General features: G+C 70.3%; 28 protein-coding genes. 12 read left to right on the forward strand and 16 right to left on the reverse strand.

Features of this window, described 5'->3' with window-relative positions; genetic code table 11:
- Nucleotides 1-169: 169 nt before the first annotated feature.
- The 4 genes from ACQPXM_RS04260 to ACQPXM_RS04275 all read right to left on the reverse strand — a co-directional run bounded on the left by ACQPXM_RS04260 (nucleotide 170) and on the right by ACQPXM_RS04275 (nucleotide 2,944).
- Entirely contained in the window at nucleotides 170-409 is a 240-nt protein-coding gene (locus ACQPXM_RS04260; protein ID WP_432944951.1) for a hypothetical protein, read from the reverse strand.
- A gap of 63 nt (nucleotides 410-472) precedes the next feature.
- A complete protein-coding gene (locus ACQPXM_RS04265; RefSeq protein ID WP_432944953.1) occupies nucleotides 473-1,177 on the reverse strand; it encodes an ArsR/SmtB family transcription factor in 705 nt (234 codons plus the stop codon).
- Nucleotides 1,178-1,230: 53 nt separating this feature from the next.
- Nucleotides 1,231-2,034 (reverse strand): arylamine N-acetyltransferase family protein, encoded by an 804-nt coding sequence (locus ACQPXM_RS04270; RefSeq protein WP_432944955.1) that lies wholly within the window; start codon nucleotides 2,032-2,034, stop codon nucleotides 1,231-1,233.
- 34 nt (nucleotides 2,035-2,068) lie between these two features.
- Entirely contained in the window at nucleotides 2,069-2,944 is an 876-nt protein-coding gene (locus tag ACQPXM_RS04275; RefSeq protein WP_432944957.1) for a LysR family transcriptional regulator, read from the reverse strand.
- 105 nt (nucleotides 2,945-3,049) lie between these two features.
- Here ACQPXM_RS04275 and ACQPXM_RS04280 point away from each other — a divergent pair, with 105 nt between their 5' ends.
- Nucleotides 3,050-3,445 (forward strand): RidA family protein, encoded by a 396-nt coding sequence (locus ACQPXM_RS04280; RefSeq protein WP_432944959.1) that lies wholly within the window; start codon nucleotides 3,050-3,052, stop codon nucleotides 3,443-3,445.
- A 7-nt stretch (nucleotides 3,446-3,452) separates the two neighbouring features.
- Here ACQPXM_RS04280 and ACQPXM_RS04285 read toward each other — a convergent pair whose 3' ends face one another.
- Together ACQPXM_RS04285 and ACQPXM_RS04290 are read right to left on the reverse strand one after the other, a co-directional pair.
- A complete protein-coding gene (locus ACQPXM_RS04285) occupies nucleotides 3,453-4,325 on the reverse strand; it encodes a serine hydrolase (RefSeq protein ID WP_432944961.1) in 873 nt (290 codons plus the stop codon).
- On the reverse strand, nucleotides 4,322-5,197 hold the full coding sequence (locus ACQPXM_RS04290; protein WP_432944963.1) for a LysR family transcriptional regulator: 876 nt from the start codon (nucleotides 5,195-5,197) through the stop codon (nucleotides 4,322-4,324). Before ACQPXM_RS04290 ends, ACQPXM_RS04285 begins: the two co-directional genes overlap by 4 nt.
- 116 nt (nucleotides 5,198-5,313) lie before the next feature.
- Here ACQPXM_RS04290 and ACQPXM_RS04295 point away from each other — a divergent pair, with 116 nt between their 5' ends.
- Nucleotides 5,314-6,237, forward strand: a complete 924-nt coding sequence (locus tag ACQPXM_RS04295; protein WP_432944965.1) for an MBL fold metallo-hydrolase — start codon at nucleotides 5,314-5,316, stop codon at nucleotides 6,235-6,237.
- Nucleotides 6,238-6,288: 51 nt separating this feature from the next.
- Here ACQPXM_RS04295 and ACQPXM_RS04300 read toward each other — a convergent pair whose 3' ends face one another.
- Entirely contained in the window at nucleotides 6,289-7,062 is a 774-nt protein-coding gene (locus tag ACQPXM_RS04300) for a GntR family transcriptional regulator (RefSeq protein ID WP_432944967.1), read from the reverse strand.
- A gap of 132 nt (nucleotides 7,063-7,194) precedes the next feature.
- Between ACQPXM_RS04300 and ACQPXM_RS04305 the strand changes: the two genes are divergently transcribed.
- Nucleotides 7,195-8,364 (forward strand): YeiH family protein, encoded by a 1,170-nt coding sequence (locus ACQPXM_RS04305; protein WP_432944969.1) that lies wholly within the window; start codon nucleotides 7,195-7,197, stop codon nucleotides 8,362-8,364.
- A gap of 43 nt (nucleotides 8,365-8,407) precedes the next feature.
- Here the strand turns inward: ACQPXM_RS04305 and ACQPXM_RS04310 are convergent, their stop codons facing one another.
- Nucleotides 8,408-10,225 carry a glycoside hydrolase family 2 protein gene (locus tag ACQPXM_RS04310; RefSeq protein WP_432944971.1) on the reverse strand — a complete coding sequence of 606 codons (1,818 nt, stop codon included), beginning with the start codon at nucleotides 10,223-10,225 and terminating at the stop codon, nucleotides 8,408-8,410.
- Nucleotides 10,226-10,526: 301 nt separating this feature from the next.
- Here ACQPXM_RS04310 and ACQPXM_RS04315 point away from each other — a divergent pair, with 301 nt between their 5' ends.
- Complete coding sequence (locus ACQPXM_RS04315; protein WP_432944973.1) at nucleotides 10,527-11,318, forward strand: epoxide hydrolase N-terminal domain-containing protein; 792 nt, start codon at nucleotides 10,527-10,529, stop codon at nucleotides 11,316-11,318.
- Here ACQPXM_RS04315 and ACQPXM_RS04320 read toward each other — a convergent pair.
- Nucleotides 11,298-12,167 (reverse strand): amidohydrolase family protein, encoded by an 870-nt coding sequence (locus ACQPXM_RS04320; protein ID WP_432944975.1) that lies wholly within the window; start codon nucleotides 12,165-12,167, stop codon nucleotides 11,298-11,300. The genes ACQPXM_RS04315 and ACQPXM_RS04320 overlap by 21 nt on opposite strands.
- A gap of 61 nt (nucleotides 12,168-12,228) precedes the next feature.
- Between ACQPXM_RS04320 and ACQPXM_RS04325 the strand changes: the two genes are divergently transcribed.
- Nucleotides 12,229-12,654 carry an ArsR/SmtB family transcription factor gene (locus ACQPXM_RS04325; protein WP_432944977.1) on the forward strand — a complete coding sequence of 142 codons (426 nt, stop codon included), beginning with the start codon at nucleotides 12,229-12,231 and terminating at the stop codon, nucleotides 12,652-12,654.
- Nucleotides 12,655-12,683: 29 nt separating this feature from the next.
- Nucleotides 12,684-13,436, forward strand: a complete 753-nt coding sequence (locus ACQPXM_RS04330) for a class I SAM-dependent methyltransferase (RefSeq protein WP_432944979.1) — start codon at nucleotides 12,684-12,686, stop codon at nucleotides 13,434-13,436.
- On the opposite strand, the gene ACQPXM_RS04335 is transcribed toward ACQPXM_RS04330, so the two are convergent.
- From ACQPXM_RS04335 to ACQPXM_RS04350, 4 genes are read right to left on the reverse strand one after another with little or no spacing between them, the layout of a single operon-like run.
- Nucleotides 13,417-14,652, reverse strand: a complete 1,236-nt coding sequence (locus ACQPXM_RS04335; protein ID WP_432944981.1) for a hypothetical protein — start codon at nucleotides 14,650-14,652, stop codon at nucleotides 13,417-13,419. The genes ACQPXM_RS04330 and ACQPXM_RS04335 overlap by 20 nt on opposite strands.
- 27 nt (nucleotides 14,653-14,679) lie before the next feature.
- Complete coding sequence (locus tag ACQPXM_RS04340; RefSeq protein ID WP_432944983.1) at nucleotides 14,680-15,426, reverse strand: esterase family protein; 747 nt, start codon at nucleotides 15,424-15,426, stop codon at nucleotides 14,680-14,682.
- Nucleotides 15,427-15,477: 51 nt separating this feature from the next.
- A complete protein-coding gene (locus tag ACQPXM_RS04345; protein ID WP_432950943.1) occupies nucleotides 15,478-16,590 on the reverse strand; it encodes an MFS transporter in 1,113 nt (370 codons plus the stop codon).
- A gap of 30 nt (nucleotides 16,591-16,620) precedes the next feature.
- Nucleotides 16,621-17,658: an alpha/beta hydrolase gene (locus ACQPXM_RS04350; RefSeq protein WP_432944984.1), complete on the reverse strand. Its 1,038-nt coding sequence runs from the start codon at nucleotides 17,656-17,658 to the stop codon at nucleotides 16,621-16,623.
- Nucleotides 17,659-17,779: 121 nt separating this feature from the next.
- Here ACQPXM_RS04350 and ACQPXM_RS04355 point away from each other — a divergent pair, with 121 nt between their 5' ends.
- Nucleotides 17,780-18,127 carry an MmcQ/YjbR family DNA-binding protein gene (locus ACQPXM_RS04355; protein ID WP_432944986.1) on the forward strand — a complete coding sequence of 116 codons (348 nt, stop codon included), beginning with the start codon at nucleotides 17,780-17,782 and terminating at the stop codon, nucleotides 18,125-18,127.
- A 265-nt stretch (nucleotides 18,128-18,392) separates the two neighbouring features.
- Here ACQPXM_RS04355 and ACQPXM_RS04360 read toward each other — a convergent pair whose 3' ends face one another.
- Both ACQPXM_RS04360 and ACQPXM_RS04365 read right to left on the reverse strand, forming a co-directional pair.
- A complete protein-coding gene (locus ACQPXM_RS04360; protein ID WP_432944988.1) occupies nucleotides 18,393-19,136 on the reverse strand; it encodes a response regulator in 744 nt (247 codons plus the stop codon).
- 10 nt (nucleotides 19,137-19,146) lie between these two features.
- Nucleotides 19,147-20,460, reverse strand: a complete 1,314-nt coding sequence (locus ACQPXM_RS04365) for a sensor histidine kinase (RefSeq protein WP_432944990.1) — start codon at nucleotides 20,458-20,460, stop codon at nucleotides 19,147-19,149.
- A gap of 187 nt (nucleotides 20,461-20,647) precedes the next feature.
- Between ACQPXM_RS04365 and ACQPXM_RS04370 the strand changes: the two genes are divergently transcribed.
- From ACQPXM_RS04370 to ACQPXM_RS04380, 3 genes are all read left to right on the forward strand, one after another.
- Entirely contained in the window at nucleotides 20,648-21,355 is a 708-nt protein-coding gene (locus tag ACQPXM_RS04370) for a D-alanyl-D-alanine carboxypeptidase family protein (protein ID WP_432944992.1), read from the forward strand.
- 26 nt (nucleotides 21,356-21,381) lie between these two features.
- Nucleotides 21,382-21,795 carry a hypothetical protein gene (locus tag ACQPXM_RS04375; RefSeq protein WP_432944994.1) on the forward strand — a complete coding sequence of 138 codons (414 nt, stop codon included), beginning with the start codon at nucleotides 21,382-21,384 and terminating at the stop codon, nucleotides 21,793-21,795.
- A 175-nt stretch (nucleotides 21,796-21,970) separates the two neighbouring features.
- Nucleotides 21,971-22,357, forward strand: coding sequence for a pilus assembly protein CpaE (locus tag ACQPXM_RS04380; RefSeq protein ID WP_432944996.1), 387 nt, complete (start codon nucleotides 21,971-21,973; stop codon nucleotides 22,355-22,357).
- Between the two features lie 8 nt (nucleotides 22,358-22,365).
- On the opposite strand, the gene ACQPXM_RS04385 is transcribed toward ACQPXM_RS04380, so the two are convergent.
- Nucleotides 22,366-23,052, reverse strand: coding sequence for a YqeB family protein (locus ACQPXM_RS04385; protein WP_432944998.1), 687 nt, complete (start codon nucleotides 23,050-23,052; stop codon nucleotides 22,366-22,368).
- Nucleotides 23,053-23,200: 148 nt separating this feature from the next.
- Here ACQPXM_RS04385 and ACQPXM_RS04390 point away from each other — a divergent pair, with 148 nt between their 5' ends.
- Together ACQPXM_RS04390 and ACQPXM_RS04395 are read left to right on the forward strand one after the other, a co-directional pair.
- Complete coding sequence (locus ACQPXM_RS04390) at nucleotides 23,201-24,214, forward strand: ornithine cyclodeaminase family protein (protein ID WP_432945000.1); 1,014 nt, start codon at nucleotides 23,201-23,203, stop codon at nucleotides 24,212-24,214.
- Complete coding sequence (locus tag ACQPXM_RS04395; protein WP_432945002.1) at nucleotides 24,214-25,623, forward strand: aromatic amino acid lyase; 1,410 nt, start codon at nucleotides 24,214-24,216, stop codon at nucleotides 25,621-25,623. Before ACQPXM_RS04390 ends, ACQPXM_RS04395 begins: the two co-directional genes overlap by 1 nt.
- The last annotated feature ends 24 nt before the right edge of the window (nucleotides 25,624-25,647 follow it).

A 25,647-nucleotide genomic window follows, 5' to 3' on the forward strand; every position in this document is an offset into this window, starting at 1 on the left:
GGCCGTGGCGCAGGCGATACAGAGGGTGTAACGCTGGATCTCGCCCCAGGTCAACCGCCCGAAGGGCCTGGGGCGGGATCCGCTTTCGCGCGAGGCGCCCCGAAACACACCGTTACACAACTCGGCCCCCGAGGAAGTCTCCCCGGGGGCCTCGTTGTGGTCGTTCCTCCTACGACGCTTGCTCAGTCGGTCGGTCCGGCTCCGGCGCCGCGATCCGGTCGGCCGGAAGCCGTTCGGTCCGCTCGACGCCGTCGTCGCCCTCGTACTGCACCATGCCGGTCCATCCCGCGTCCTCGTGCTCCCGGCCGATCAGCCAAGCGCGGCGCCAGGCGCCGTTCACCTCGACGACGACATGGCTGGGCAGAGGGAGGCGGGACACCAGCTCGGTGTCGGGCTCGATTCCAGTCATGGCCGAAGGCTAGGCGCTCCCGCCGACATGTGCGCGCCGAGTGCGTGTTCCTGGGCACCAATCTCACCGATTGGATGCCAGCTCCTGGACCACGCCGGCCGGCAGGCCGAGCGCGGTCAGCGATTCCGTCGCCTTCAGCGCGCGGCCGCCGGGGATCCGCCGGACCCAGCCCTGCTCCAGCGCGTGCCGGCACAACGCCGAGCCGACCGCGCCGGCCAGGTGAGGGCGGCGTTCGGTCACGTCAAGACACGGCCGTACGAGCGGCCGGCCGCGCCCGGTCTTGACCACGACCCCGAGATCCTCCAGCCAGCGCGTCCCGTCGGAAGTCAGCGCGAGCCCGTCGGACCAGTCGAGCAGTCCGCGCTCGGTCATCGTGTCGACGACCGCGACACCGAGCCGTCCGGCCAGGTGGTCGTAGCAGGTGCGGGCCCGCGCGAAGGCGTCGCGGCGGCTGGCGGCCTTGAGGCTGTTCGCGATCTCCGTACGCCGGGGAGTCAGCGCGGCCAGTCCCTCCAGCAGTTGCGCGGTCTCCGGTCCGGCCAGTTCGACGTACCGGTGGCGGCCCTGGCGGACCTCGGTCAGCAGTCCACCCTGGACCAGCAGGTTCAGGTGCTCGCTGATCGTCGGGCGGGAGACACCGGCCAGCGCGGCGAGTTCCGTCGCGGTCCACGCGCGGCCGTCCAGGAGTGCGAGGCAGACGGTGGCGCGGGTGCCGTCGGCGAGCATGCGGGCCCAGGTGGCGAGCTCTTGCCCTTCGGTCGTTGTCACCCACCCATCGTGCCTCGCGCTCGGTTCGGCCGGGACCGAAGTTTCCCGGACGCCTAGCGCCGCAGCTGTAGCCGGTCCAGCTCCTCGTCGTTGAGGACGACGTCGAGCGCGGCCAGCGCCTCGCCGAGCTCGTCGGCCGCGAGCGTGCGGTGCTCGGTCCGGCCGTCGGCGTACTCGGTGGTGAGTTCGGTGCCGACCAGGCGGCGGCTGACGCCGTCGGCGAGGCGCATCACCACGAGCTTGCGCGAGAACGGCGAATGCGGGTGGGTCGCGACGTAGTGGTGGTAGACCTCGTAGTCGATCAGGCGTTGCGGTTCGTCGGTCATCGCGTGCTGCGGGACCCAGCCGTCCGGAGTCCGCTTGGACAGCGTCCAGGTCCGGCCGTCCTGCGTCAGCCGGTGCTCCCAGCCGCCCTGGTCGACGACCGCACCGTCCTCGAGCGGCATCGGGTGCAGGATGCCGGCGCCGAAGCCGACGTCGGCCAGCCACTCCTCCCCGTCCACCCGGACCAGCAGGTTCATGTGGGTCCGCGGCCCGGACAGGTGCGGCTGGACTCGGGCGACCCGGCGCTCGACCTCGAAGCCCAGCGTGTCCAGTACGGCGGCGAACAGCAGCGCGTGCTCGTAGCAGTAGCCTCCGCGTTGCCGGCCGACCAGCTTGGCCTGGACGACGTCGAGCTCCAGGCCCGCATGGGTGCCCAGCACGACGTCGACGTTCTCGAACGGGATGGCCCGGACGTGCGCCGCGTGCAGGTCCTGCAGCGTCTTGGCCGAAACGTCGAGTTGCGCGCCGGTCCGGCCGACGCGGTTCAGGTACGCGGCCAGATCGAGCCGCTCGATGCCCCAGTCGTTCGTCATGGCCGACATCTCAGCAGTTCGAGTGCACTTGAAGTCAAAGGCCGGCGCGGAGGGCCTCGACGAAGCCGTCGACGGCGCCGCACGGCTCGTCCCCGGCCCGCGTGGCGACGTACACCGTGCGGGTGGGCGGATCGGTCAGCGGGCGGACGACGAGATCCGATCGCAGCGCCGGTACGACGAGGCCCGGGACCAGCGTCACGCCGTACCCGGCGGCGACGAACGCCTGTTTGCCGAGCCAGGTCCCGCAGATGATCTCCAGCCGCGGCGCGAACCCGGCGCGGGCGCAGACGCTGGTCAGAACGGCGGCCGCGCCGGGATAGTCCTCGACCCAGCTGTCCTTCGCGAGCTCGGCCAGATCGATCACGTCCCGGTCGACGAGCCGGTGGCCGGTCGGCAGCGCGACATGCAGCCGGTCGTCGAGCAGGTGGATCAGGTCGAGGCCGTCGGCCGCGGGCAGGCCGGGCGGGTAGTCGGTGATCACGGCGAGGTCGATCGTGCTGTCGACCAGTTGCGGGACGAGAGTCGGAGTGACGCCTTCGGTGAAGGTGATCCGGGCGTCGGGCCGGACCCGGTGGAAGTTTTTGAGTGCCTTGGGCAACAACTGTGCGCTGGCGGTGGGAAAGGCGCCGACGCGCAGTGGGCCGGGCCGGCTCTCCGCCGCGGCGACGTCGGCGGTGGCCCGGTCGACCTGCGCGAGGATGCCCGCCGCGTGGGTGAGCAGGACCTCGCCCGCCTCGGTCGGCCGGACGCCCCGGGCGTGCCGGGTGAGCAGCGTCCGGCCGAGCTGGGTCTCCAGGGTGGCGAGCTGCCGCGAGACGGCCGACTGGGTGTAACCGAGCTGATCGGCCGCGGCGCTGATCGAGCCGAGCCGGCAGACCTCGCGGAAGGCGCGGAGCGGGGTCAGTTCCATGGCGTCAAGGTATACCGAGGGCGCATGCCGGGCGTGCGAAGTATGCGCTGGCCCGATGGCTTGCCGCAGGTCAGGATGGAGGCCGGTCAGTTCTCAGGAGGTCTTGTGAGTCAGCTTTCCTACCCGACACCGCGCGGCGTTGCCGCAGGCAACGGGTACAGCCATGTCGTGACCGGCACCGGACGGTGGGTCGCGATCGCGGGGCAGGTCGCGCTCGACGCCGCGGGAGAGGTCGTCGGCGCCGGAGATCCTGCCGCGCAGGCCCGGCAGGTGTTCGCGAACCTGGACGCCTGCCTGGCCGCGGCCGGCGCGAGCTTCGCCGACGTGGTCAAGCTCAACTTCTACGTCACCGACCTGGCGATCCTGCCCGCCGTCCGGGTGGCCCGGGACGAGCACGTCGACACCGCGAACCCACCAGCCAGTACGGCGGTGCAGGTGGTCGGGCTGTTCCGTCCCGAGCTGCTGCTCGAGGTCGAGGCGTACGCCGTGGTGACCGACTGAGACCCGGTCAGCGCAGGCGGTCGACGGCGTACCGGGTGGCCTGGCCGATCGCCGCGTCGACCCGCGGCAGTCGTCGGTCGGCGCGCGCGGCGCGCGTGAGCACCGCGACCGCGACGGTCGGGCCGCCGGGCAGCTCGACGACGCCGACCTCGTGGCGCAGTGCGCCGAAGGTCCCCGTCTTGCCGTAGACCCGGACGGCATCGTGCGGAAACGCCGACGCGATCCGTTGAGTGAAGACCTGGAGGGACATCAACCGTTGCACGAAGGCGGTCTGGTCCGGGGACAGCAGCTCTCCGGACCAGAGCGCGCGCAGCAGCGTCGTCATGTCCCGCGCGGTAGTCGCCGACGCGTTGGCGGCTTCGTAGACGCCGGACGGGTCGGTGGTGTCGTTGTCCGCCAGTACGGCGAGCGCGGCGTCGGCGTCGTCAGCGCGCGTACGGCGTACCAGCTCGCGCAGGTTGTCGGCCGTGCCGCGCCGGATCCGGGTGCCGGTCAGGCCTTGGCGCTGGAGGAAGTCCGCAACGCGGTTCAGCCCGACGAGTTCCAGCAGCGCGTCGGCGGCGGCGTTGTCGGACAGGGTCATCGTCGACGCGGCGAGGTCGCGCAGGGACATCGTGACCGGGTCGAGGAAGATCGAGAGGCCGGTCGGGCCCGGCGTGCGCTCCGACGGTTGGAGCGTGATCGGCTCTCGCGGATCCAGCTCGCCACGGTCGACCAGCTCGGCGAACGCGATCACCAGCGGGAGTTTGTAGACCGACGCCATCGGTACGACGTGGCCGGCGTCGAGGGCGATCGCCTCGTCGGGGCGGTCGAGCGAGGTCGCGTGCAGCCAGCCGCGGGCGCCGGCGTCGTCGAAGATGGCGCGGAGCTGGGCGTTCACGAGCTCGACTCCGTCAGGGCTCGGGTGATCCGCTGCAGGGCGTCGGGCAGCAGGGCGGACGGCGTACGGGCGGCGGGCCAGACGAGGCGGAGCCGGACCGGGAGCGGGTCGTCGACGATCGGGTGGCGGCCGAGGCCTGCCGCGTGGAGCGACGGGTCGGGTGTCACCACGATGGCCTGGCCCGCCGCGGCCATGGCCAAGGCGGCCCGCTCGTCAGTGACGACGACAGTGCCGCCGGTGGGCCGGTGCAGATCCAGCGTGTCCAGGACAAGGTCCCTGGCGGCCGGTGCTTCCGCTCGAGGACGTACGGCGATCGGCAGCGCGTCCAGGTCGCGCAGCTTCAGCGGTACGCCGTCGTCCGGGTGCAGCGTGGTCGGTACGAGGGCTTCGGTCGGCAGGAGAGTGATCGGGCCGGCCTCGAGCCCGTCCAGCACAGCCGGGTGGAGTACGACGGCCAGGTGCAAACGCGTCGAAGTCAGCTGGGGCAGGAGCTGGCTGGTCGGAGCAGTGACGACTGTGACTCGGCCACTCGGCAGTGCGGCGGCCACCGCGGCGCCAAGAGCGGGTGGGACCTCTGGAGTGAGGCCGAGACGTAGCTCGGGGCCCTCGGGGTCCTGGGCGCCGGCAGCGTGATGGAACTCCTCCAACGAGCCCAGAGCGCGTCGGGCGTACGGGAGCAGGGCCGCGCCGGCAGGGGTGAGCTGCACTCGGCCGGGGCCGCGTTCGAAGAGCTTGGCGCCGACCAGCGCCTCCAAGCGGCGCAGGCCCTGGGAGAGCGGTGGCTGGGTGATGCCGATGACGCGGGCGGCGTCGCCGAAGTGCTGCTCGTCGGCGAGCGCCACAAAGATTTGCAGGTGTCGTTCAGTGAGCATGACCCGGCTGACCTGGGGTGATATGAGCAGGCAATCGGATCATGTGTAAGAGCATATTCGACATCGCTGCGGCATCGCGCTTTGACTGAGGGCAGTCGAGGTGAGGAGATCTGGGGATGACAGTGAGCCGGAGGGGCGTGCTCAGAGGCGCCGCGGTCGCGGCAGTGGGTGTTGCCGGCAGCGCGGCCGGGCTACGGGCGGCAACGGCGGACGAGCCGGCGGCCGAACGGCAGCCGGTGGAACTGACCTGGTGGGGCAACCACGCGTGGCAGATCCGGTGTGGGGAGTCGGTGGTGCTCACCGATCCGTGGCTGACCCGGTTCCGCACCGGGACGTACGCGCCGGAGGGTGCCGACGCGTCGACGCGGATCGTCAGCAAGCCGAGCGTGATCGACAAGTACGTGACCAAGGCCGACGCGATCCTCGTGCACCACGGGCACTACGACCACCTGCCCGACGTCCCGTACGTCGCCCGCAAGACGAAGGCGACCGTGTTCGGCAACGAGACGCATCTCAACCTGCTGCGCGCGTTGCGGGCGCCGGAAGACCAGCTGTCCCAGGTGGTCGGGGGCGAGTACCTGCCATTCAGCGGGTTCACGATCGAAGTGTTCCGGTCGCTGCACTCGTGTGGTGGGGCGCGACATCAGTTCGCGTTCCCGGGGACGCGGCCGGGCGCCGTACCCGCGAAGCCGCGGACGATCGCCGATCTGGTCGAGGGCGGCACGCTCGCGTACGTGATCACGATCGGTGGCCTGCGGATCCTCAGCCTGAGTACGGCCGGGTTCGATCCGGTGGCGATGAAGGACCTGCAGGTGGACGTCGTGCTGGCCGCTCCCGGTGGGGAGCCTGGCGTGACCGATCGCCTGCTGGCCACGCTGAAGCCGGTGCCGCTGGTGATCGCGACGCACTGGGACGACTTCGACGAACCGCTCGACGAGCCGGCGGTCGACTGGGGCGGGCTGGCGAAGCTGCGGGCGTCAGTAGTTGCCGCAGGCACCGGGTTCCGGACCGTCGACCACCTGCGGTCGATCACCGTGTAGAAGCTTCACGTCGGGCGCGTCCCAGCGGCCAACGCGCCCGGCGTGAACCGGTCAGGCCAGGGTGGTGCCGGTCGCCGAGGTGAGCCGGTAGCCCTGGTGGGCCGAGAACTCGGCGGCCAGCGCGAACCGGTCGCCCCGGACGACGGTGTGCCGCCACTCGAGCGGGCGGCCCTGGGCGTGGGCGAGGCGGTTGATGGAGAAGACCGCGGCTCCGGCGGGGCAGTGCAGGAGGGCCCGTTCGGCCGGGGTGGGGTTGACGGCGCGGATGTCCTCGCGGCCGTGGTCGAGCCGGAGGCCGGTGCGCGCCGCCAGTTCGGCGTACAGGCTGGTGTGGCTGAAGTCGGCGTCGAGCAGGCTCTCGGCGACGGCGGCGGGAAGCCAGACGCGGTCGAGGGCGAGTGGTTCGTCACCGGCGAAGCGGACGCGTTCGAGATAGACGAGCGGGATCGATGCTTCCAGGTCGAGCCGGCTGGCGATCACGCCGTCGGCGCGGATGTCGAGCGCGCGGACGACGCTGTGCTGGGTCAGGCCGGACGCCTCGACCGAGGAGAACAAGCTGTAGAGCGCGCCCATCGGCTGGCGGATCTCCGGGGCGGTCGCGACGCGCGGCTGGCGGCCGCGCTCGGCCACGATCAGGCCGTCGGCGCGGAGCTGGCTGAGCGCCTGGCGGACGGTGTGGCGGCTGACCTGGTAGTCCTCCACCAGCGCGAGCTCGCCGGGGAAGACGTCGTCGAACTCCCCGGCGCGCAGCCGGCGGACCAGCTCCTCCTGGAGCTGCTTCCACAGCGGGCGGCCGCCGCCGCGCTGGAGCCTGCGCTCGGTCATCGGCGCCTTCCTGTCGAGCCGTCGAGTCTGTCGTGTCGTCGAGCCTGTCGAGCCGTCGCGGTGACGGCTTGCCAAATGTCCGGTCATCTCTTAGCTTAAATGTGCGTACATTTAAGAGCGAGGGGTTCCGGCGTGCAGGTCGAGGTTAGGTCACCGGCGTCGTCGCCGACGGCGGCGAAACCTGCTTTCGTCGAGCGGTTGCCGGGGCTGCTGGTGGTGCTCGCCCTGGCGATGGCCGCTGTGCCGCTCGGCCGGCTGGTTCCAGTGGTGGGTGGGCCGGTGTTCGGGCTGGTGCTGGGGGTTGTGGTCGGCTCGGTGGTGCCGGTGCTGCGGGGCGACTGGTCGCGGCCCGGGTACGAGTTCGCGTCGAAGTTCCTGCTGCAGGTGTCGATCGTCGTCCTGGGGACCGGGCTGTCGCTGCAGCAGGTGGCAAAGGTCGGTGTCGGGTCGCTGCCGGTGATGCTCGGGACGCTGGCGATCGCGCTCGGGGGAGCGTGGCTGTTCGGGCGGTTGCTCGGGGTGCGTGGTGACACCCAGATCCTGATCGGGGTCGGTACGGCGATCTGCGGCGCGTCAGCGATCGCGGCGACGACGGCGGCGATCGAGGCGAAGAAGTCGTCGGTCGCCTACGCGCTGGCGACGATCTTCACGTTCAACGTGGTCGCGGTGCTGGCTTTTCCGCCGCTCGGGCATCTGATGGGGCTGGGCCCCGAGGCGTTCGGGCTGTGGGCCGGTACGGCGGTCAACGACACGTCGTCGGTGGTTGCCGCCGGCTACGCGTACAGCCAGCAGGCGGGTGACCATGCGCTGGTCGTCAAGCTGACCCGGTCGCTGATGCTGGTGCCGATCGTGATCGGTTTGGTGATCCTCAAGTCCCGCCGCGATGAGCGCGGGGTGGAGGGGGTAGGGGGAGAGGCCGCCGCCCCGGACGCGAGCGGCTTCGCCGCCGCGAAGCTCGCCGCCCCCGACGCGAGCCGCTTCGCCGCTGCGAAGCTCGCCGCCCCGCGCGAGCTCGCCGTACGCCGCAAGCTCCCTTGGCGCCGGATGCTGCCGTTGTTCCTGGTCGGCTTTCTTGCCGCGGCCGGGCTGCGGACTGCCGGACTGGTGCCGGACGAGCGTCAGGCGGACCTGGCGCTGGTGGGGACCTTCCTGATCACGAGCGCCCTGGTGGCGATCGGCCTGTCTCTGCGAGTCGGCGAGCTGCGCAAGGCCGGTCTGCGGCCGCTCCTGCTCGGGGCCATCCTGTGGGTCTGCGTCGCGCTGGGAAGCCTTGGGCTGCAGTGGGCGACCGGCACGCTGTGAGGATCCAGGCCCCGCAGGCGTTCTGCGGGGCCCAGACGACCTGCTAGTCCTGCTGCTCGTACGCCGCCGGCCGGACCTGCGCCTTGCGGATCCGCTCGACGTCCAGCTTGGTCGAGCGGTCGAAGCGGTAGATGCCGTTCTCCTCCTGGAAGACGTCGGTCAGCTGCGTGTAGCAGTAGCCGAACATCAGCGGGTCGTCCAGCAGTACGTCGACCAGCCCGGTGAAGCGCTCGTAGAACTCCGCCTCGTCCCGGACCCGCTGGCCGTAGCCCCAGGACTCGGCCCGGTTGTCGCCGGCGAGCTGGATCGCGTCCGGGTTCCACCAGATCCCGCCGAACTCGCTGCAGAAGTACGGCTGCCCGTTGTACGGCTGGGAGATCGGCCGGTCGTCGGCTCCGCCGGTGTTCCCGTACGGCGTGTTGTCGGCCAGCCCGGCCATCTGCTTGCCGAACTCGACCGGGTCCTGCTCGTAGTTGTGCGAGTCCCAGATGTCCGTCTCCGGCACCCGGTGGGAGTAGCCGGAGGCGTCCAGCACCGGCCGGCTGGTGTCGGCCGCCTTGGTGGCCAGGAACATCGCCCGGGTCACGTCGTCCAGCTGGGTGATCCGGTCGTGCAGCAGCTGGTGGGTCTCGTTCAGCGGGCACCAGCCGATGATCGACGGGTGGCTGTAGTCGCGCTCGACCGCCTCCAGCCACTGCGTCACGAACGACGCCGTCGGCTGCTGGTTGTCCATCTGAGTGCTGTCGGCGACCCCCGCACCCCAGTCCCCGAACTCGCCCCAGACCAGGTAGCCCATCCGGTCCGCGTGGTAGAGGAACCGCTCCTCGAACACCTTCTGGTGCAGCCGGGCACCGTTGAAGCCGGCCGCCAGGCTCAGCTCGATGTCCGCGACCAGCGCCTCCTCCGACGGGGCCGTCATCAGGCTCTCCGGCCAGTAGCCCTGATCCAGCACGAGCCGCTGGAAGACGTGCTTGCCGTTGATCAGCACGGCCTTGCCGTTGATCGACACCGACCGCAGACCGGCGTAGCTGGCGGCCTGGTCGACCACGGCGCCGTCGGCGTCGACCAGCTCCAGCCGGACGTCGTACAGGTGCGGGTCGGTCGTGTCCCACAGCCGGACCCGATCAGCCGGTACGGCGAGCACCAGGCGCGGCGCCAGGTCCAGATCGGCGCGCACCTCCGCGGTGACGACCTCGCCGTCGCCGTCGGACAGCACGGCGCGGACCTTCCAGCCGGGCTTGTTCGCCGAGACCGGGACGGCCAGGTGGAATGCCGAGCCGGCGACGTCCGGGGTGATCCGCGGCCGTCCGAGGTGGACCGACGGCACGGCCTCCAGCCAGACGGTCTGCCAGATGCCGGTGGTCCGGGTGTAGTGGCAGTCCCGGTTGAAGTACAGCGTGCTCTGCTTGCCGCGCGCCTGCGAGCCGTACCGGCTGTCGCGGGCGCGGACCACGATCAGTGCCTCCTCACCCGGTCCGGCGACGCCGGCCAGGTTGGCGCTGAACGGCGTGAAGCCGCCGCGGTGCCGGACCACCTCGACGCCGTTCACCCAGACGGTGGCGTCGTGGTCGACGGCCTGGAAGTGCAGGACCGCGTCGAGTCCGGTCCAGTCGGCCGGAATCGTCACGGTCGTCCGGTACCAAACCGCTTCCTGGAAGTCCACGTCCTCGATCCCGGACAGCTGGGACTCCGGCGCGAACGGAACGATGATCCGGCGCTCGAGCTCGCGGTCGCGCAGGCCGCGCTCCAGTCCGGAGTCGGACTTGTCCGCCTCGAACTGCCACTCGCCGTTCAGGTTGAGCCAGTGGGGGCGGACGAACTGCGGCCGGGGGTGCTCGGGGCGGGGCAGACTGCTGGGCATCGAAGGGCTCCCGTGGGGTGTGCCGATCAGGTCCCGGCCGACTTTACAACGATGGAATAGGCGCGGCAACGGCTCGGTCACCAGCTGATCACCGGCCTGGCGCACAGCCGGGGCAACGTTGTCAACGGTTTGCGCCAGCAAGCGGTGTCAGCAACCTGTCAGCCGGAGCGTGCAACCCTTTCGGCGCCGGATCGTTCTTTGTCAGAAGAGGCAAGAACAGATCCGGCCCAACAAACCGTCGGCCCGGGGCGTCATGCTGGTGAACAGGGCTGTGGAAGCGGGGAGAGGGAGAGGTCGATGGGTGGGAACTGAGCGCACCGCCGAGGTCCGGGAGTTGCGGCTGCGGGTGCCGCAGGCCGACCTCGACGCGCTGTACGACCGGCTCCGCGCGTTCCGCGACGGAGGCGGCTACATCGCCGCGGGCCTGGACCGGGTGGTGCCGGCCGCGTACGCCGACGAGCTGCTCGACTACTGGCTCGACGGCTACGACTGGCGCGTGCACGAAGCCCGGCTGAGCGCCTACCACCACTACGGCACCGAGATCGGCGGGCAGTTCGTCCACTTCCTGCACCTCCGGTCCCCGAATCCGGCGGCTCGGCCCGCTTTGCTCACGCATGCCTGGCCGAGCGGAGTGATGGACGTGCTGGACGCCGCCCTGCCCTTGCAGGCCGCCGGTACTCATCACCTGGTCATCCCGTCGATCGCCTGGACCGCACTGACCGGCCCGGCGGGTGGTTCGCCGAGCAGCCGCGCGGCAGCGGGCTGGGACGAGCTGATGCGCCGCTTGGGCTACGAGGACTACCAGGTCGGCGACGACCGGGAGGGGCTCGGCGCCACCCCGGCGTACACGGCGGTGTCGGAGGCGGTGGCGCAGCAGCGCGGGCTGGATGCCGCGGAGCTGGCGGAAGTCCGCTGGTTCAACGAGAACCTCACGGCGTTCCACCAGGGTCAGCAGATCTCCGCGCTGGTGCTGAGCACCGCACTGCTCGCCTGGAACGCGCAGCTGGTCAGCCTGGAGATCGACCGCGACGCCCTGCTCACTGGGCTCACGCTGGCCTGGTTCGCCTCGCAGTTACCCGTCGAGGAGCCGTAGACCGTTCTCCCAGCAGACCGCGCGCAGCCAGTCGTCGCCCAGGTCCAAGCGCTCCAGGGCTTCCAGCTGGACGGCGTACTCGTACGGGATGTTGGGGAAGTCCGAGCCGAGCACGACCTTGTCCTGCAGGGCGGCCATCCGCGGCCGCAGCTCACGCGGGTACGGCGCCAGTGACTCGGTGAACGGCGTCAGTGCCATCGTCGTGTCCAGGTGCACGTTGGGATAGGTCTCCGCGAGCGCCAGGTGTTCGGCGTACTCCGGCATGCCCAGGTGCGCGATGACGGCCGTGAGCCTCGGGTGCTTGCGAAGTACGTCGCCGAACGGGCCAGGCCCGGTGTGGCGCCCGGGGATGGGCCCGGATCCGCAGTGCACCACCACCGGTACGCCGGCCTCGGCCAGTGCGCCCCAGACCGCGTCGAGCTCCTGGTCGCGCGGGTCGTAGTCACCGACCTGGACGTGGACCTTGAAGATCCGCGTGCCGAGCTCCAGCGCTTCCTTCACGTACTGCGCGGCGCCGGGCTCGGGGTAGAACGTCCCGCTCGGCACGCAGCCGGGAGTCGCGGTAGCGAAGTCCCGCGCCCAGCTGTTCAGCCAGGCCGCCATGCCGGGCTTGTGCGGGTAGACCAGCGCGGAGTACCGGCGTACGCCCAGTGCTTGCAGGGTCTGGACCCGTTCGGCGGCCGGAGTCCGGTACTGGACCGGCCAGGCGACGCCGTAGTGCTGCTCGGCCTGGTCGAAGTAGGCCCAGACCGCGTTCATCACCTGATCGGGCAGGAAGTGCACGTGCACGTCCACCAGGCCGTCGAGTCCCAGTCGCTGCCACCAGCCCGGCACCTCGTCGTCACGCATCCGAACACTCTAGACACGCTGACGCTTTGTGGAAGCTACGTAGCTACGTACTATCCACAGTGTGGAAGAAGCTGTGGATAACCGGCTCGCGGAGCTGGAGCGGCGGGTCGCCGCGCTGGAGTCCGCCCGGCTCGATCCACGGCAACGGCAGGCGCCGGCGGCCGACCCGGACCGACCCGACACCGATCCAGCCGACACCGACCCGGCCGACGCGATCCTCGACACCGACTGGACCTCGCACGCCTCGGCGCTGGCCGCGCTCGGGCATCCGGTCCGGCTCACGTTGCTCCGCGAGATCCTGCGCGGACGAACGACGGTCAACGCGCTCAGCGAGGTCGAGGGCCTCGGCACGAGCGGGCAGATCTACCACCATCTGCGCCAACTGACGGCCGAGGGCTGGCTGCACACACCCAGCCGCGGCGTCTTCGCCGTACCCCCGGCCCGAGTGGCCGCTTTGCTTGCGATCCTGGTCGCTGTGGAGCGGTGAGACCTCATCGCCGGACTTGCGGAGGTGCTGTGAACGAGCAACTGGCCCGAGGCTGGGACGACGCGGCCGCGGGCTACGAGAAGTTCTGGGTCCCGCGGTTCCGGCCGTGGGTGGAGGCGGCCGTCGCGGCCGTCGACGACCTGCCGACCGGCCCGATCCTCGTGCCCTGCTGCGGCACCTTTCCGGAGCTCGACCTGCTGCTGGAGCGCTTTCCCGGCCGCGAGATCGTTGGCGTCGACCTGTCACCGGGCATGGTCGAGCTCGCGCACGAGCGAATCGGCGGCCGCGAGCAAGCCCGCGCGATCGTGGGTGACGCAGCAGTGCTCGACGCCAAATGGCGGGGGGAGTGCGCCGCGGTCGTGTCGGTCTTCGGGCTGCAGCAACTGCCCGAGCCGGTGCAAGCGATCAGCTCCTGGTACGACGTACTGCGCCCGGGCGGCCGGTTGTCGGTCGTCTTCTGGCCCTCGGTCGTCGAGCAGGACGGACCTTTCGCCCTGATGAGGGAGTTGCTGAATCCCGCCGCGCCCGACCCCGATCCCGACTTCGCCGAGGTGCTGGGCGACGCGCTGGACCGCGACGAGCGGGTGGTGTTCCCGATCCGCTACCCGGACGCCGCGACGTTCTTCGACGGGTACTCGCGGTCCGGGCCGATGCGGGCGACCGCGATCGCCCGCGGCGACGCCTTCGTCGACGAGATCCGCCGCCGCTTCCTGGAGCGGGCGCCGGAAGGCGAATGGACCCACCAACCGGCGGCCCGCCTGATCACCGCGACTGGTCGCTGACCCACAGGCCGGTCAGGCCGCGGAAGTGGGCCAGGAACTTCTCTTGCTCGTGGGCAGGATAGGTGGCCGCGACCGTCTCGGTGAGGATGCGGTCGAAGTCGGGGCTGGAGGCCCACTCGACGAGTTGCTCGTCGAAGTGCGGCAGGTTCTCGGCGCACCACTCGTGGTACTTCGCGGTCTCGAAGTACTCGTCGGCCAGCGCCAGATAGGCGTTGATCTTGGCGTCGTAGTCGAGCGAATCGTCGTCGGCGATCGCGAAGTAGCGCTCGGTGTGCAGGTCGACCTTGGTCCGCCGGCCGGTGGCCAGCGAGTAGACCGACCACTTCACCAGCGCGCCGATCGCCCACGGGAAGTAGTAGTGCAGCGAGGTGATCGCCACGTCGGGGCAGGCGTTGGCGTAGTCGATCGGGTGCACCGAATCGCCCTTGACCAGCATCTCGCAGGAGTTGAACTCCCAGCCGAAGAAGGCGTTCACGATCCGGCTGATCGCGACCGCCTGGTGGCCGGCCGACGGGCTGAGGAAGTCGTGCGAGACGGCGTACCGGTTGTGCATCGGCTCGTCGGGCTGGAAGTCCATCACCATCGTCTCGGCGCCGATCGACAGCGCCCGGGCGAACTTGTCGTACTCGACTGTGGCCTGCAGGTGCATCAGCATCTCGCCGGACTCGTCGTAGGCCGCGTGCAGGTCCTCGCGGTTGTTGATCCGCGACACCCCGCGCCAGCCGCCGCCGTCGAACGGCTTCATGTACATCGGGTAGCCGAGGTCGTCGGCGATCGCGTCCAGGTCGAACGGCTTGTTGTAGCGCGCCGACGTGTAGGCCCAGCGCACGTTGTCGACCGGGTTCTTGTACGGCACCAGCACGGTCCGCGGGATCTTCAGCCCGAGCCGCAGCATCGCGCAGTACGCCGAGTGCTTCTCCATCGACTGGAACGTGAACGGCGAGTTCAGCAGGTACGTGCCGTTCATCAGCGCGGCCTTCTTCAGCCACTCCCGCGGGTGGTAGTACCAGTACGCCAGCCGGTCGATCACCAGGCCGACCCGGACCGGGTCATTGAGGTCGAACGGCTCGATGGTCAGCCGCTCGGTGCCGAACTCGTGGGTCCGGCCGCCGGAGGAGACCGGCCCGACCCGGCGCAGCAACGCCTCGAACGCCTGCGGCCAGTCCTCCTCGGCGCCGAGCAACAACCCGATCAGATGCTGTGAGCGGTCAGCCACGGTCAACTCCCAAGAACGAAACGATGATCAGCAGAAGCGGGGCAGGTGGTGCGCGAGCTGTTTGCGCCACCACGGCCAGTCGTGCGCGACGTCGTGTCCCCACAGGTCGAGCTCGTGCGGGATGCCCTTGGCGGCCAGCAGAGCGGCCGTCGCGCGCGCCGACGGCAGCGAGCCGGTCGGGTGGGTCTCCCAGTCGCCCTGCCCGACGGTGAGCAGCAGGAAGACCCGGTTGCGCAACCACTCCAGGTGATCGCCGGTCAGGTTCGGCAGGTAGTCGGCCGGGTTGCTGAAGTACGTCGCGTCGCCGCGATCGCCCCAGGCGTGCCAGCTGGACGCGTCGTAGTTGCCGGACTGGCAGATCGCGATCGGGAACAGGTCGGCCCGTTTGAGCGCGAAGTTCAGCGCGTGGAAGGCGCCCAGGCTGCAGCCGGTGGTGATGATGTCGGACGCGCCCGGAGTGTCCTGACCGATCGCCGGCACCACCTGCTCGAGGATCCACGACTCGTAGAGGCCGTGCCTGCGCGCCCGCTCCTCCAGTGGGATGCCGCGGTCGGACCAGCTGACGTGGTCGTAGGAGTCGACGCAGTACAGCTTGACTCGGCCTGCGTCGATAAGGTCAGCGACAGCGTCGACCATCCCGTTGTTCTCGTAGTCCCAGGCCCGTCCCTGCTCGCTGGGGAACACCAGCACCGGCCGCCCGTAGTGGCCGTAGCGGATCAGCGTGCCGGGCCGGTCCAGCCCCGGCGCGTCCAGCTCCACCTGTTCACGGTCCACGCGGCCTCACCCCTTCGTGGCTAGTGTCCTGCCGGTAACCCTCGCATGTTCTTACGTTCGTTGTCTGGTCGCAGCGCGTCCCGCCACGGGCCCGAGGGCTGCCACGACCACTGCGAGTACGGCGACGCCGGCCAGGGCGGCGGGCAACGACCAGACGCTGGAGGCGGCGCCGACCGCGGCCGGGCCGAGCAGGAAGCCCAGGTAGGCGATCGTGGTGACGGTGGAGATCGCACCGGCTCGTCCCTCGGGCCCGGCCCAGGCTCCCGCCATGCTGATGATCGTCGGCGCGCAGACTGACGTACCTAGCCCTGCGATGCCGATGCCGACCAGCGCCACCCACGGGTTGCCCGCTGTGGCGGCCAGCAGCGAACCGACAGCGGCAACGGCGCCTCCGGCAACCAGTAGCTGCGCCGGACGGAGTCGGGTGAGCAGGGCGTTGCCGCTGATCCGCCCGGTCGCGGCAGCAGCGGCGAAGACTGCTGGTGCGCTCGATGCGAGGCCAGGCGCCGCGCCGAGCGAGGTGTCGAGGTGTACGGCGCGCTCCAGCTCTGCCAGGCGTTCTCGACGACGTACGCGAGGGCGCAGAGACCGCCGAAGACGAGCAGCGCGGGCTCCAGCCGCCGCTTCGTCCTGTCGGCCGGTCGTAGCGCTACGGACTGTCGGAAGCCTGGGAACAGCAGCAGGACGGCGATCAGCACGATGACCGCGCCGACGCCGCCCAGTACCGGCAGGGCGCCTGCGCCAGCTGAGCGCAGGCCGGCGGTGCCCAGGCTGGACACCACGACGGCGATCGAGAAGAGGCCGTGCGCCAGGTTCATCAGCGGCTTGCTGGTGTCGGCCTCGGCCGCTGTGCCGGTCGCGTTGATCGCGACGTCTGTGGCACCGGACGTCACGCCCAGCAGGAACAGCGCCACGCCCAGGACCACCGCCGAGCCCGCGAAGGCCGGCAGCACACCGCAGGCGGCGAACAGGACGACGACCACCGGCAGCACCACGCCGCCGTACCGGTCGATCAGGTAACCGGTGAAGCGCATCGAGACGAGCGCGCCGAGACCGACCATCAGCAGGGCGCCGCCGAGCTGGGCGTCGCTGACGCCCGACTCGTCCTTGATCGCGGGCAGGATCGCACCCCAGGCGCCCCAGAAGAGACCGAACGCAGCGAATCCCGCGAGTGTCCTCAGCACCCGATCGAGATTAGGCCCAGACGCGGTTCAGCAGCTCGGTCAGCGTGGGGTCGAAGACGTCGCGCCAAGCGGTGAAGTTGTGCATGTCGGGCGTCTCGGCGAAGTCGACGTCGAGGCCGAGCGTGGCCAGATGGGCGGCCATCACGCGGTTGTTGTGCACGTTCTCCTCCGGCGTGCCGGCGGTCATCGCGATCGGCGGGGTGCTGGGCGCGGAGGTTGCCGCGAGCACCTCGTTCACGAAGGTGGTGACCTCGGCGTAGTACTCGAAGCCGGACTCCTGCGGATCGGTGGTCGGCGTGAAGAACGAACCCGACTGGAGGAAGAGTCCGGCGAACGTGTTCGGGTGGTTCCACTCGGCGTACAGGGCGGCGAGGGCGCCGAGGCTCGCGCCCATCAGGACTGGCTGCTTGCTCTTGTACTGCGTGGTGATCGCGGGCAGGACGTGGCCGGTGAGCGCTTCGGCGTACGACGGGTTGGCGGCGTACCAGAGATTGCGCGAGCCCGGCCGGACCAGCGCCAGCCGGAACGGCGCAACGGTGCCCTGGGCCACCATCGCGCCGGCGTAGTGCGTCAGGCCGGCGTACAGGGCGAACTCGGGGCCGTCGTGCGACAGCAGCAGCGGCAGCTCGAACGACGGGGCGATGCCTTCGGGCGACCACACCTGGACGTCGACCGGTCCGACCGGCGAGGTCTCGACCGGGACCGGGGTCAGCCCGCCGGCGATCGGCTCGACCTCGATCCACGCGGGCTCGACGTATCCGGGCAGGGGGAGCCAGGAGTGCTCGCCGAACGCGCCGCCGACCACGCGCGGGTTGGTCGGGTCGGTCCGCATGCCCTCGTCGGCGACGTCGAACAGGTACTCCATGCGATGCACCGAGGGACGCGGCAGCCGCAGCTCCCAGCCGTACTCGACCGGTTTGAACTCCAGTTGCTCGGCCGCCAGCCCGAGCTCCTCCCAGAGCCGTACGCCGGGCAGCGTGTGCTCGGGGTCGGCGAGGCGGAACACCACCTCGGCCCCTTCGACCGCGCTCTTCACCTCGTCGGGCATCAGACCACGGTACGGGTCGCTGCCCCGAACCCAGGAATCCCGCCGGCAAACGGGCCACGGATGTGATCGCTGACACGGGATGTCAGTGATCGGCGTTACCGTCGGAGCCAGGAGGGTGACGATGGTCGATCTGAGTGACATCCGGGCGGCGACCGACGGGTTGCCGCGCAGCTACGAGGTGCTGGTCCGCGACCAGATCAAGTTCCGGGTCGGCCAGCTCGTGTATCTCGCGGTGTCCCGGGACGAACGGTCGATGGGCATCGCGTTCCCGAAGGAGGAGCGAGACGCGGCGATCGCGGCCGAGCCGCACAAGTTCTTCCGCCCGGCGCCGTCCGACGAGCGGTTCCGGTGGATCCAGGTGCACCTGGACGCGATCGACCCCACCGAACTGCGCGAGCTGGTGCTGGACGCCTGGGCGATGTGCGTACCGAAGAAGGTGCGGGCGGAGGTTTTCGGCGACGACCGGTGACCGTGCGTACGCCGTACGGTGCCTAGGGCAACGATCTCCTCCCGGAGGAGGACCCCGCTGCGACCAGGGGGCGACTTCAGTCACAGCAGAATCGTTCCCGCGGCCGATGGCTGGAAGCGCTTGGCCCAGCAGGCTTGAGGTATGACCGGAGACTTCCTACCCCGCCGCCGCCAGGCGTCGGTGCTCAGCCAGATCCTGACCGTCCTGCTCGTGCTCGCCGCCGTCGCGGCCGGCCTCTGGCTGTACTACTAGGACTCCCAGACTTCTAGGACTCCCAGCGCACTTCGGCTTCGCCCGGACGCACCACGCCGGCCTCGTAAGCGACCACCACGGCCTGCACCCGGCTGGACAGCCCGAGCTTCGACAGCACGCTGCTGACGTGGGTCTTGACCGTCGTCTCGCTGACGAACAGCTTCGCGGCCAGGTCGCGGTTCGACAGCCCGCGCGCCATCCACACCAGCACGTCGCGCTCGCGCTCGCTCAGCTGGGCCAGCACGCCGGTCCACCGGCCGGCGTCATTCGGCGCGGGCGCCGCCGTACCGCCACTGTTGCCCACTTGGCGCTCCAGCTCGACGCAGCGCTCGAGCAGGACCCGCGTCGACGCCGGGTCGACCAGCGAGTCGCCCCGGTGCACGGCCCGCACGGCCGACACCAGCAGATCCGGATCGGTGTCCTTCAGCAGGAACCCCGAAGCCCCAGCCCGTACGGCGCTCAGCACGTACGCCTCGTCGTCGAACGTCGTCAGCACCAGTACGGCGGGCCGGCTGCGCCCGGCGGCCTGGTTGGCCTGCGTGATCCGCTCGGTCGCGACCAGCCCGTCCATCACCGGCATCCGGATGTCCATCAGCACGACGTCCGGGTCGAACCGGTCGATCAGCCGCAGCGCCTCCTCGCCGTCCCCGGCCTGCGCGACCGTGGTCAGGTCCGGTTCGTGGTCGAGGATCATCGCCAGCCCGGTCCGGATCACGCCCTGGTCGTCGGCGACCAGGACCCGGATCTGCTCCGTCACTTCTGCTCTGTCACTTCTGGGGTGGCAACCATGCCTGCACTCTCCATCCTCCCAGGGGTCCGGCCGCGACAGCGAGGGTGCCGCCGACAGCCAGTGCGCGCTCGCGCATTCCGATCAGTCCGTTGCCGCGGCCGCTCTCGCTGCGGCGGGCGGACTCCAGCACGTTCACCGGTGGCGGCCCACCGCTGCCGTCGTCATCGATGGTCAGCAGCTCGCCCTGCGGCCCACTCTGCCAGGTCACCTGGGCCGCGGACGCCTTGGCGTGCACCATCACGTTGGTCAGTGCCTCCTGGATGATCCGTACGGCGGTCAGGTCGGTGGCACTGGTCAGCTGCCGGCTGCGGGTCGGCAGGGTCATCGTGACGTCCACCCCCACGGCCTTGAGCCGGTCGCCCATCCGGGCCACGTCGGCCAGGTCCGGCACCGGGGCGGTCTCGGCGCCGCTGCCCGGCGAGGCCGTGTTCAGCACGCGCACGGTCTCCCGCATCGCGGTCAGCGCTTCCTTGCCGCTGGTGATGATCCAGCGGACCGCCTCACGCAGGGCGGCCGGGTTCTGGTCGGCGACCCGGTCGGCGGCCTGGGCCCGGATCACCACCGCGCTCATGTGGTGCGAGACCACGTCGTGCAGATCCCGGGCGATCCTGGTCCGCTCGGCGGCCGCGACCCGCTCGGCCTCGATCTTGCGCAGCCGGACCAGCTCGGCGTTGCGGTTCTCCAGCACCGCCATGCTCTTGCGCCGGCGCAGCGCGTTCGCGCCGAGCAGCACCATGCCGGCGATCAGCGCCTCGGCGAAAACGAACAGCGACAGGTCGATGTAGCCGTACAGGCTGTAGAGATCGGTCGGCAGGCTGCGGTAGCGCTTGCTGATCACGACGTCGGAGTTGGCCAGCACGATCGCGACCACGGTCGGCAACCCGATCATCAGCGCGGCCAGACTGCCCATCGTGAAGAACAGACAGGTGAAGCGTCGTACGCCGCTGGCCGCCGCGACGTACCCGACGACCAGCAGCGGGACCAGGTGGATCTCGGACTGCAGCGCGGCGTTGCTGATCTGCGGCTGCCCGAACACGTGGATCCCGGCCTGCGCGGCCAGCCCGGTGCCGGCCGCGGCGTACACGAAGGGGTAGAGCAACGAGACGAACACCAAGGTGGTGCGCGGCAGGCTGCGTCCGGTGGCAACGGTGATCACCAGGAACAGACCGGTCACCACCGAGACGCTCGGATTGGCGGGCCGCAGCGAGCTGTCGCTGACCACGGCCAGCGCCATGAACCACCCGGCGCCGATCAATGCCGCCAGCAGCACGTCCCGCTGCACCTGCGACATCCGCCTCCACACCTTGCCCAGCGTAGTCGCGGCACTCGTTTACCGGATCGGTCGCCCGAACGGGCAATTTCTCCAACTTTAGGACGAGGGCCCGCGTCCGACCTGCTACCCAGGTCCGACTTCCGGGTGCGGAGGACAGTCCTTGGGGCCGATGTGATCCGCGCGGCGAACCGAGAGGCTGTTTCCCATGACACACGACGAGCCACCGCGGCGGAGTCTTTCGGTCCGGGCCCGGTTGCTGTCCGTGACCGGGATCGCAGTCGTCGCGTCGTTGCTGGTCTGGCACGCGCAGATCGCCGACTTCGTCGGCCTCGACTCCGCCGGCGACAAGGCCCCGGTGGTCGCCGCATCGGGAGCGGCCGGCGACGAGGTGCCGGCCCCACCGGTGCGCACCGCGACAGCGAAACCGAAGCAGCCACCGACGAAGTCACCCCGCAAAACCCCGAAGCCCGAGCGCACTCCCACCGCCGACGCCAGTACGCCGTCCAGCGAGAACGGGCCGTACGACGAGGAGTCGACCGACGGGATGTCGGCCAAGCTGCGGTCCCGGTTGCTGAAGGCGATGGCAGCCGCGAAGGCCGACGGTGTCGTCATCACGATCACCTCCGGACGGCGCAGTGCGGCCAAGCAGCAACGGCTGTTCGACGACGCGGTCCGCAAGTACGGGTCGTACCGGCTGGCGGCCCGCTGGGTGCTGCCGCCGGAGTACTCCGAGCACGTCAAGGGCCGCGCGGTCGACGTGGGCCCGGCGGCCGGCATGGCGTGGCTGAACAGGAACGGCTACCGCTACGGCATCTGCCGCCGCTACGACAACGAACCGTGGCACTTCGAGGCCACCACCACCCCGGGCCGCAAGTGCCCGCCCCGCGAGCCCTACGCGGTCGCGAAGCGATGACCACCCACGGAACCAGGAGCGCCGCCATGACCATGACCCTGTCCGCGACCAGCACCCGGCAACCCGCCCAGCACCCGGCTGAGCACCCGGGACGGCGCCGGAGCCGCCCGGTCGTCCCGGCGCTGTGGCGGCAGGTCGTCCGCGGTGGCGCGAGGGGAGAGGAACACACTGTGCAGCCCGAGCCCGACCGGTCGGCGTACACCCAGCTGGAGATCTACGAGGCGGTGCTGTCCGCCTTCGACCGGCGCGACGAGGTGCTGGACGTGATCGCCGCGGCGCCGGACCGGGAGACCGCCGTACGGCGGGTGCGCGGTCTGCTCGACGTGAGCCAGGGGCAGGCGGTCGCGGTCGTGGACCTGCCGCTGCACCGCTTCACCGCCGGGACGCGCGACCGGGTCCGGCTGCGCGCGACGGAGCTGCGCAAGGCGCTGACCCGCTGAAGCTTTACCCACCAGGTAGAACCAGCGACTCCCGGAAGGAGGATGTGCCACCGGCGACGGCCGGCCCGGCGCGGACAGGGCTGAGGGGCCCCTCCCGTGCCTTCGGGCCGGCCGTTGTCGTGCTCGGGACGCGCCCGAAGAGGTGAAGACTTGAATCAGTGGGGAGGATGGAACCGTGATCACGGTCGAGCAGGCGAAGCGGTTACGCAAGGCCGGCGCGCTCTGGGTGCCGGGGCCGGGAGACCGGTTCGTGGTGCCGGACCGGGAGATGGACGACGACGTGTTCGTGGTCAGCGACATGACCGTCGAGGTGCACGACTATCCCGGTGGCAAGGTGATCGGCTTCAACGGGACCACCGAGTGGGCGCTGGACAGCATCGAGCAACGCGAGGTGATCTGGCTGCCGCGCGAGGAGCAGTTGCGCGCGCTGCTGGGCGAGAACTTCGTCAGCCTGGAAGCGACGGACGGCGGATTCACCGTGCGCACCAAGGCCGGGAGCGCGACGGCCGCCGACGCCGAGCAGGCGTACGCCGAGGCGCTGCTCGACCTGCTCGACGGCTGAGCGTTTTATCAGCGGGCGGCTGCGCGCCAGTACTGTTTCTTGTCGCTGTCCCGGACCACGTAGCCCAGCTTGGCGATCTCCGTGCGGAGTTCCCGCAGATCAGCCGCTTCGGAGGCCTTCGCTCGCGCTCGCAGTACAGCGTTGACCGCCGGTGGTAGCTCCGGATCGTCCTCGACCCAGCGGCGGAACCGATCGGCGTACGGATCGCCGTCGTCCGACCACGGGTAGCCGTGCGCCCGGAACGCCGCGCCGATTTTCGCGGTGTCGCCCTTGAGCTGGTCGTGCTTCTCGCGGACCAGCTCGGCCGAGTCACGGTCCTGGATGACCAGTTCCTTGCCGTCCAGGAACACCGCCGCCACCTCGTCGCGGGCGACGACGGTCGTCTTCTCGTTCTTCAGCAGCTCGACGTCGTGGTTCGTCACGGTGATGCGCAGCGAGTCGTCCATCGCGATCGCGCCGAGCAGCAAACCGGCCACCAGCCCGGCCGCGACCAAGATCACCTTGGCCCACCACATGTCCCAGTCCGACACGAGCTCGAACAGCCATTTCCACGGCACCCACCGCTGGTCGACCGCCCAGTCGGCGATCCGCGGCAGGAAGTAGCCGAGCAGCCCGCCGACCAGCGGCAGACCGCCGTACAGCAGCACCTTGTCGGTCGCCGAGTGCCCGACCACCGTCCTGGCGTCCGTCCGCATCACAGCGCTCCTTCTGCCGGCCTGCACAGCTCCGCGACCGTAACAGCGCGCCACGCCGGGGGTCAGCCGTTGAGACGGTTCGCGATACCGAAGTCGGTGCCTGCGAGGCTGGTCGCGACCAAAGTCGCACTGGCAGAGGGAGATCCGCATGGCCGAGGGAATCTGGTTGCGCTTCCTGTCCGGGCCCGAGATCGCGTCGCTCGGGCTGACCCGGACGGAGATCGTGGACGCCGTCGAGGCGGCCGTCCGCGACCACGGTGAGGGGCAGACCAGCTTCGAGCCGCGGGTGCACCTGATCCCGGACAACGGCGGGATCGGGCACTTCAACGTACTGCGCGGGCATCTCAACCGGCTCGGCGAGCACGGGGTCAGCGGGGTCAAGGTGGTCGGCGACTTCGTCCCGAACTACCAGGTCGGCCTGCCGAGCGAGCTGGCGGTGGCGACGCTGTTCGATCCGACCACCGGCGTACCGCTGGCGATCTTGGACGCGACGATGATCACCGCGGCGCGGACCGGAGCGATGACGACGGTCGGCGCGCGGCACCTGGCCCGCAAGGACAGCAAGATTCTCGGACACGCGGGATCCCGTGGTACGGCGTGGTGGAACGTGACGATGCTCGACGATCTGTTCGACCTGGAGGAGATCCGGGTGACGTCGCGCCGGCCGGAGTCGCGGGAGAAGTTCGCGGAGGAGTTGTCGGCGGAGCTGGAGACGCCGGTTCGGGTGGTCGCCACTGCCGAGGAGGCGTTCGACGGCGCCGACGTACTGGTCGAGGCGACGCGGCTGAACGAGCCGGAGGTGCTGCTGCGGACCGCGGCGGTGAAGCCGGGGGCGTTCGTCGTTCCGTACGGGACGGTGAGCGCGGTAGAGCTGGATCTGCTGGACGTGATCGACAAGGTCGTCGTGGACGACTGGCGTGAAGCGCAGTCGGGCCGCTTCGGTTCGCTGCGGCGGCACGTCGACACGGGCCGGTTGTCGCCGGAGACCCTGTACGCCGAGCTGGGGCAGATCGTCGCCGGTCAGCAGCCCGGCCGGGAGAACGATGCCGAGCGCACCTTGTTGTGGCATCGCGGTCTGTCGCTGCTGGACGTGGCCATCGCGCACCTGATTCTGCGCCGGGCCGAGCAGGCCGAGGTCGGCACGATGCTCAGGTTCCACTGATGCCTCCTACGGTTGTCGAACGCCCTGAAAACCTGACCGTCACGTCGCCCGGCCCGATCGAGCTCGCGCCCGCGCTCCTGGAGACTCTTCGCGCGAACCGTGAGCGCCTGCTGAAGGCTCTTGCTTCGCGCGACCCGGTCTACGGCGTCAACACCGGCATGGGCGCGATGAGCAAACGCCGCCTCGACGACGCCGAACAGCGCGTGCATCAACGCAACCTGCTGCTGGGCCGCGCCGCCGGCGGCCCACCCTGGCTCCCGTACGCCGAAGCCCGCGCCGTCGTGCTCGCGCGTTTGCGCACGTTCCTCACCGGCGACGCCGGGGTGTCACCGGAGCTGTGCCTGCAACTGGCCGCCCTCCTCAACAGCGGCTACGTCCCCGCCATCCCGCTGGGAGGAGCAGGTTCCGCGGGGGAGATCATCCCGCTCGCGCACGCCTTCGGGCCGCTGGTCGGCATCGGAACCCTGATCGACGCCGACGGCAACCAACATCCCGCGACCGCCACGTCGTTCGAGCTCGGGCCCAAGGAGGGAATCGCCTTGCTGGCTGGGATTCCCGGCGCGACCGGACGGGCTTGGTTGCAGCTCGAGCTCCTCCAGCGGCTGGTCGACCGGATGGGTGAGACAGCCGCGGGAGCCATTGCCGTGGTGGGGGCGAACCGGGATCCGTACGACGCCCGGGTGGGCCGCGGGGACGAACTGCTGGCCGCCGAGCAGGCGAGGATTCTTCAGCTTGCCGGAACCGAAACCTCACCTCGCGCGCTGCAGGCGCCGGTTTCGTTCCGCGTGGCGGGACAGGCGATCTCGCATGTCAGGCGAACGGTTGCGCGACTGGACGAGGCGGTCGACCGTGGACTGAACGGGGTCACCGACTCACCCGCGTTCCTGGACGGCGAGTTCCTGGGCACGGCGGGGTTCCACGGTATCGATCTCGCGGCGCACTGCGATCAGGTGGTGGCCGCGCTGACGCACGCCGCGGAGGTGTCGACCGCCCGGATCCATCGGCTGCTCGATCCGGCGGTGACCGGACTGCCGGCTCAACTGGCCCGGGTGCCCGGTCCGCAGGCGGGACTGGTCTCGGTCCACAAGCGCGCGGTGGCGACGACGCATGTGCTGCGGCGACTGTCGTTGCCTGCGGCAATCGGAGCGATGGAGACGTCCAACGGTCAGGAGGACGTGCAGACCTTCTCCTGGGAAGCGGCCGGCAACCTCACGGAAGCTGTTCGATGGACGCGCGAAGTTGTTGCGGCTGAGTTGCTGGTTGTTCACCAGGCCTTCGCGTTGTCCGACCGATCCGTGCCGGACGGGCTGCGGGAGCTGCACGCCGCGGTCGGCGAAGTGGTGCCGCCGATCGACGTGGACCGGCCGTTCGGCCTTGATCTGCAGGCGATTCTCGACCACGTGCTCTGAGGGCCGATGGCAACGACCAACCGC

Origin of the sequence: Kribbella sp. CA-253562, assembly GCF_050942265.1 — a bacterium.
In the GTDB taxonomy this organism is placed as follows: domain Bacteria; phylum Actinomycetota; class Actinomycetes; order Propionibacteriales; family Kribbellaceae; genus Kribbella.

Excerpts from the sequence above, each read along its gene's own strand:
- ACQPXM_RS04260 (WP_432944951.1), bottom strand. The coding sequence starts at position 409 with ATGACTGGAATCGAGCCCGACACCGAGCTGGTGTCCCGCCTCCCTCTG.
- ACQPXM_RS04300 (WP_432944967.1), bottom strand. The coding sequence starts at position 7,062 with ATGACCGAGCGCAGGCTCCAGCGCGGCGGCGGCCGCCCGCTGTGGAAG.
- ACQPXM_RS04270 (WP_432944955.1), bottom strand. The coding sequence starts at position 2,034 with ATGACGAACGACTGGGGCATCGAGCGGCTCGATCTGGCCGCGTACCTG.
- ACQPXM_RS04395 (WP_432945002.1), top strand. The coding sequence starts at position 24,214 with ATGCCTCCTACGGTTGTCGAACGCCCTGAAAACCTGACCGTCACGTCG.
- ACQPXM_RS04350 (WP_432944984.1), bottom strand. The coding sequence starts at position 17,658 with ATGCCCGACGAGGTGAAGAGCGCGGTCGAAGGGGCCGAGGTGGTGTTC.
- ACQPXM_RS04320 (WP_432944975.1), bottom strand. The coding sequence starts at position 12,167 with ATGCGTGACGACGAGGTGCCGGGCTGGTGGCAGCGACTGGGACTCGAC.
- ACQPXM_RS04290 (WP_432944963.1), bottom strand. The coding sequence starts at position 5,197 with ATGCTCACTGAACGACACCTGCAAATCTTTGTGGCGCTCGCCGACGAG.
- ACQPXM_RS04370 (WP_432944992.1), top strand. The coding sequence starts at position 20,648 with ATGACACACGACGAGCCACCGCGGCGGAGTCTTTCGGTCCGGGCCCGG.
- ACQPXM_RS04365 (WP_432944990.1), bottom strand. The coding sequence starts at position 20,460 with ATGTCGCAGGTGCAGCGGGACGTGCTGCTGGCGGCATTGATCGGCGCC.
- ACQPXM_RS04390 (WP_432945000.1), top strand. The coding sequence starts at position 23,201 with ATGGCCGAGGGAATCTGGTTGCGCTTCCTGTCCGGGCCCGAGATCGCG.
- ACQPXM_RS04375 (WP_432944994.1), top strand. The coding sequence starts at position 21,382 with ATGACCATGACCCTGTCCGCGACCAGCACCCGGCAACCCGCCCAGCAC.
- ACQPXM_RS04310 (WP_432944971.1), bottom strand. The coding sequence starts at position 10,225 with ATGCCCAGCAGTCTGCCCCGCCCCGAGCACCCCCGGCCGCAGTTCGTC.
- ACQPXM_RS04385 (WP_432944998.1), bottom strand. The coding sequence starts at position 23,052 with ATGCGGACGGACGCCAGGACGGTGGTCGGGCACTCGGCGACCGACAAG.
- ACQPXM_RS04295 (WP_432944965.1), top strand. The coding sequence starts at position 5,314 with ATGACAGTGAGCCGGAGGGGCGTGCTCAGAGGCGCCGCGGTCGCGGCA.
- ACQPXM_RS04275 (WP_432944957.1), bottom strand. The coding sequence starts at position 2,944 with ATGGAACTGACCCCGCTCCGCGCCTTCCGCGAGGTCTGCCGGCTCGGC.
- ACQPXM_RS04355 (WP_432944986.1), top strand. The coding sequence starts at position 17,780 with ATGGTCGATCTGAGTGACATCCGGGCGGCGACCGACGGGTTGCCGCGC.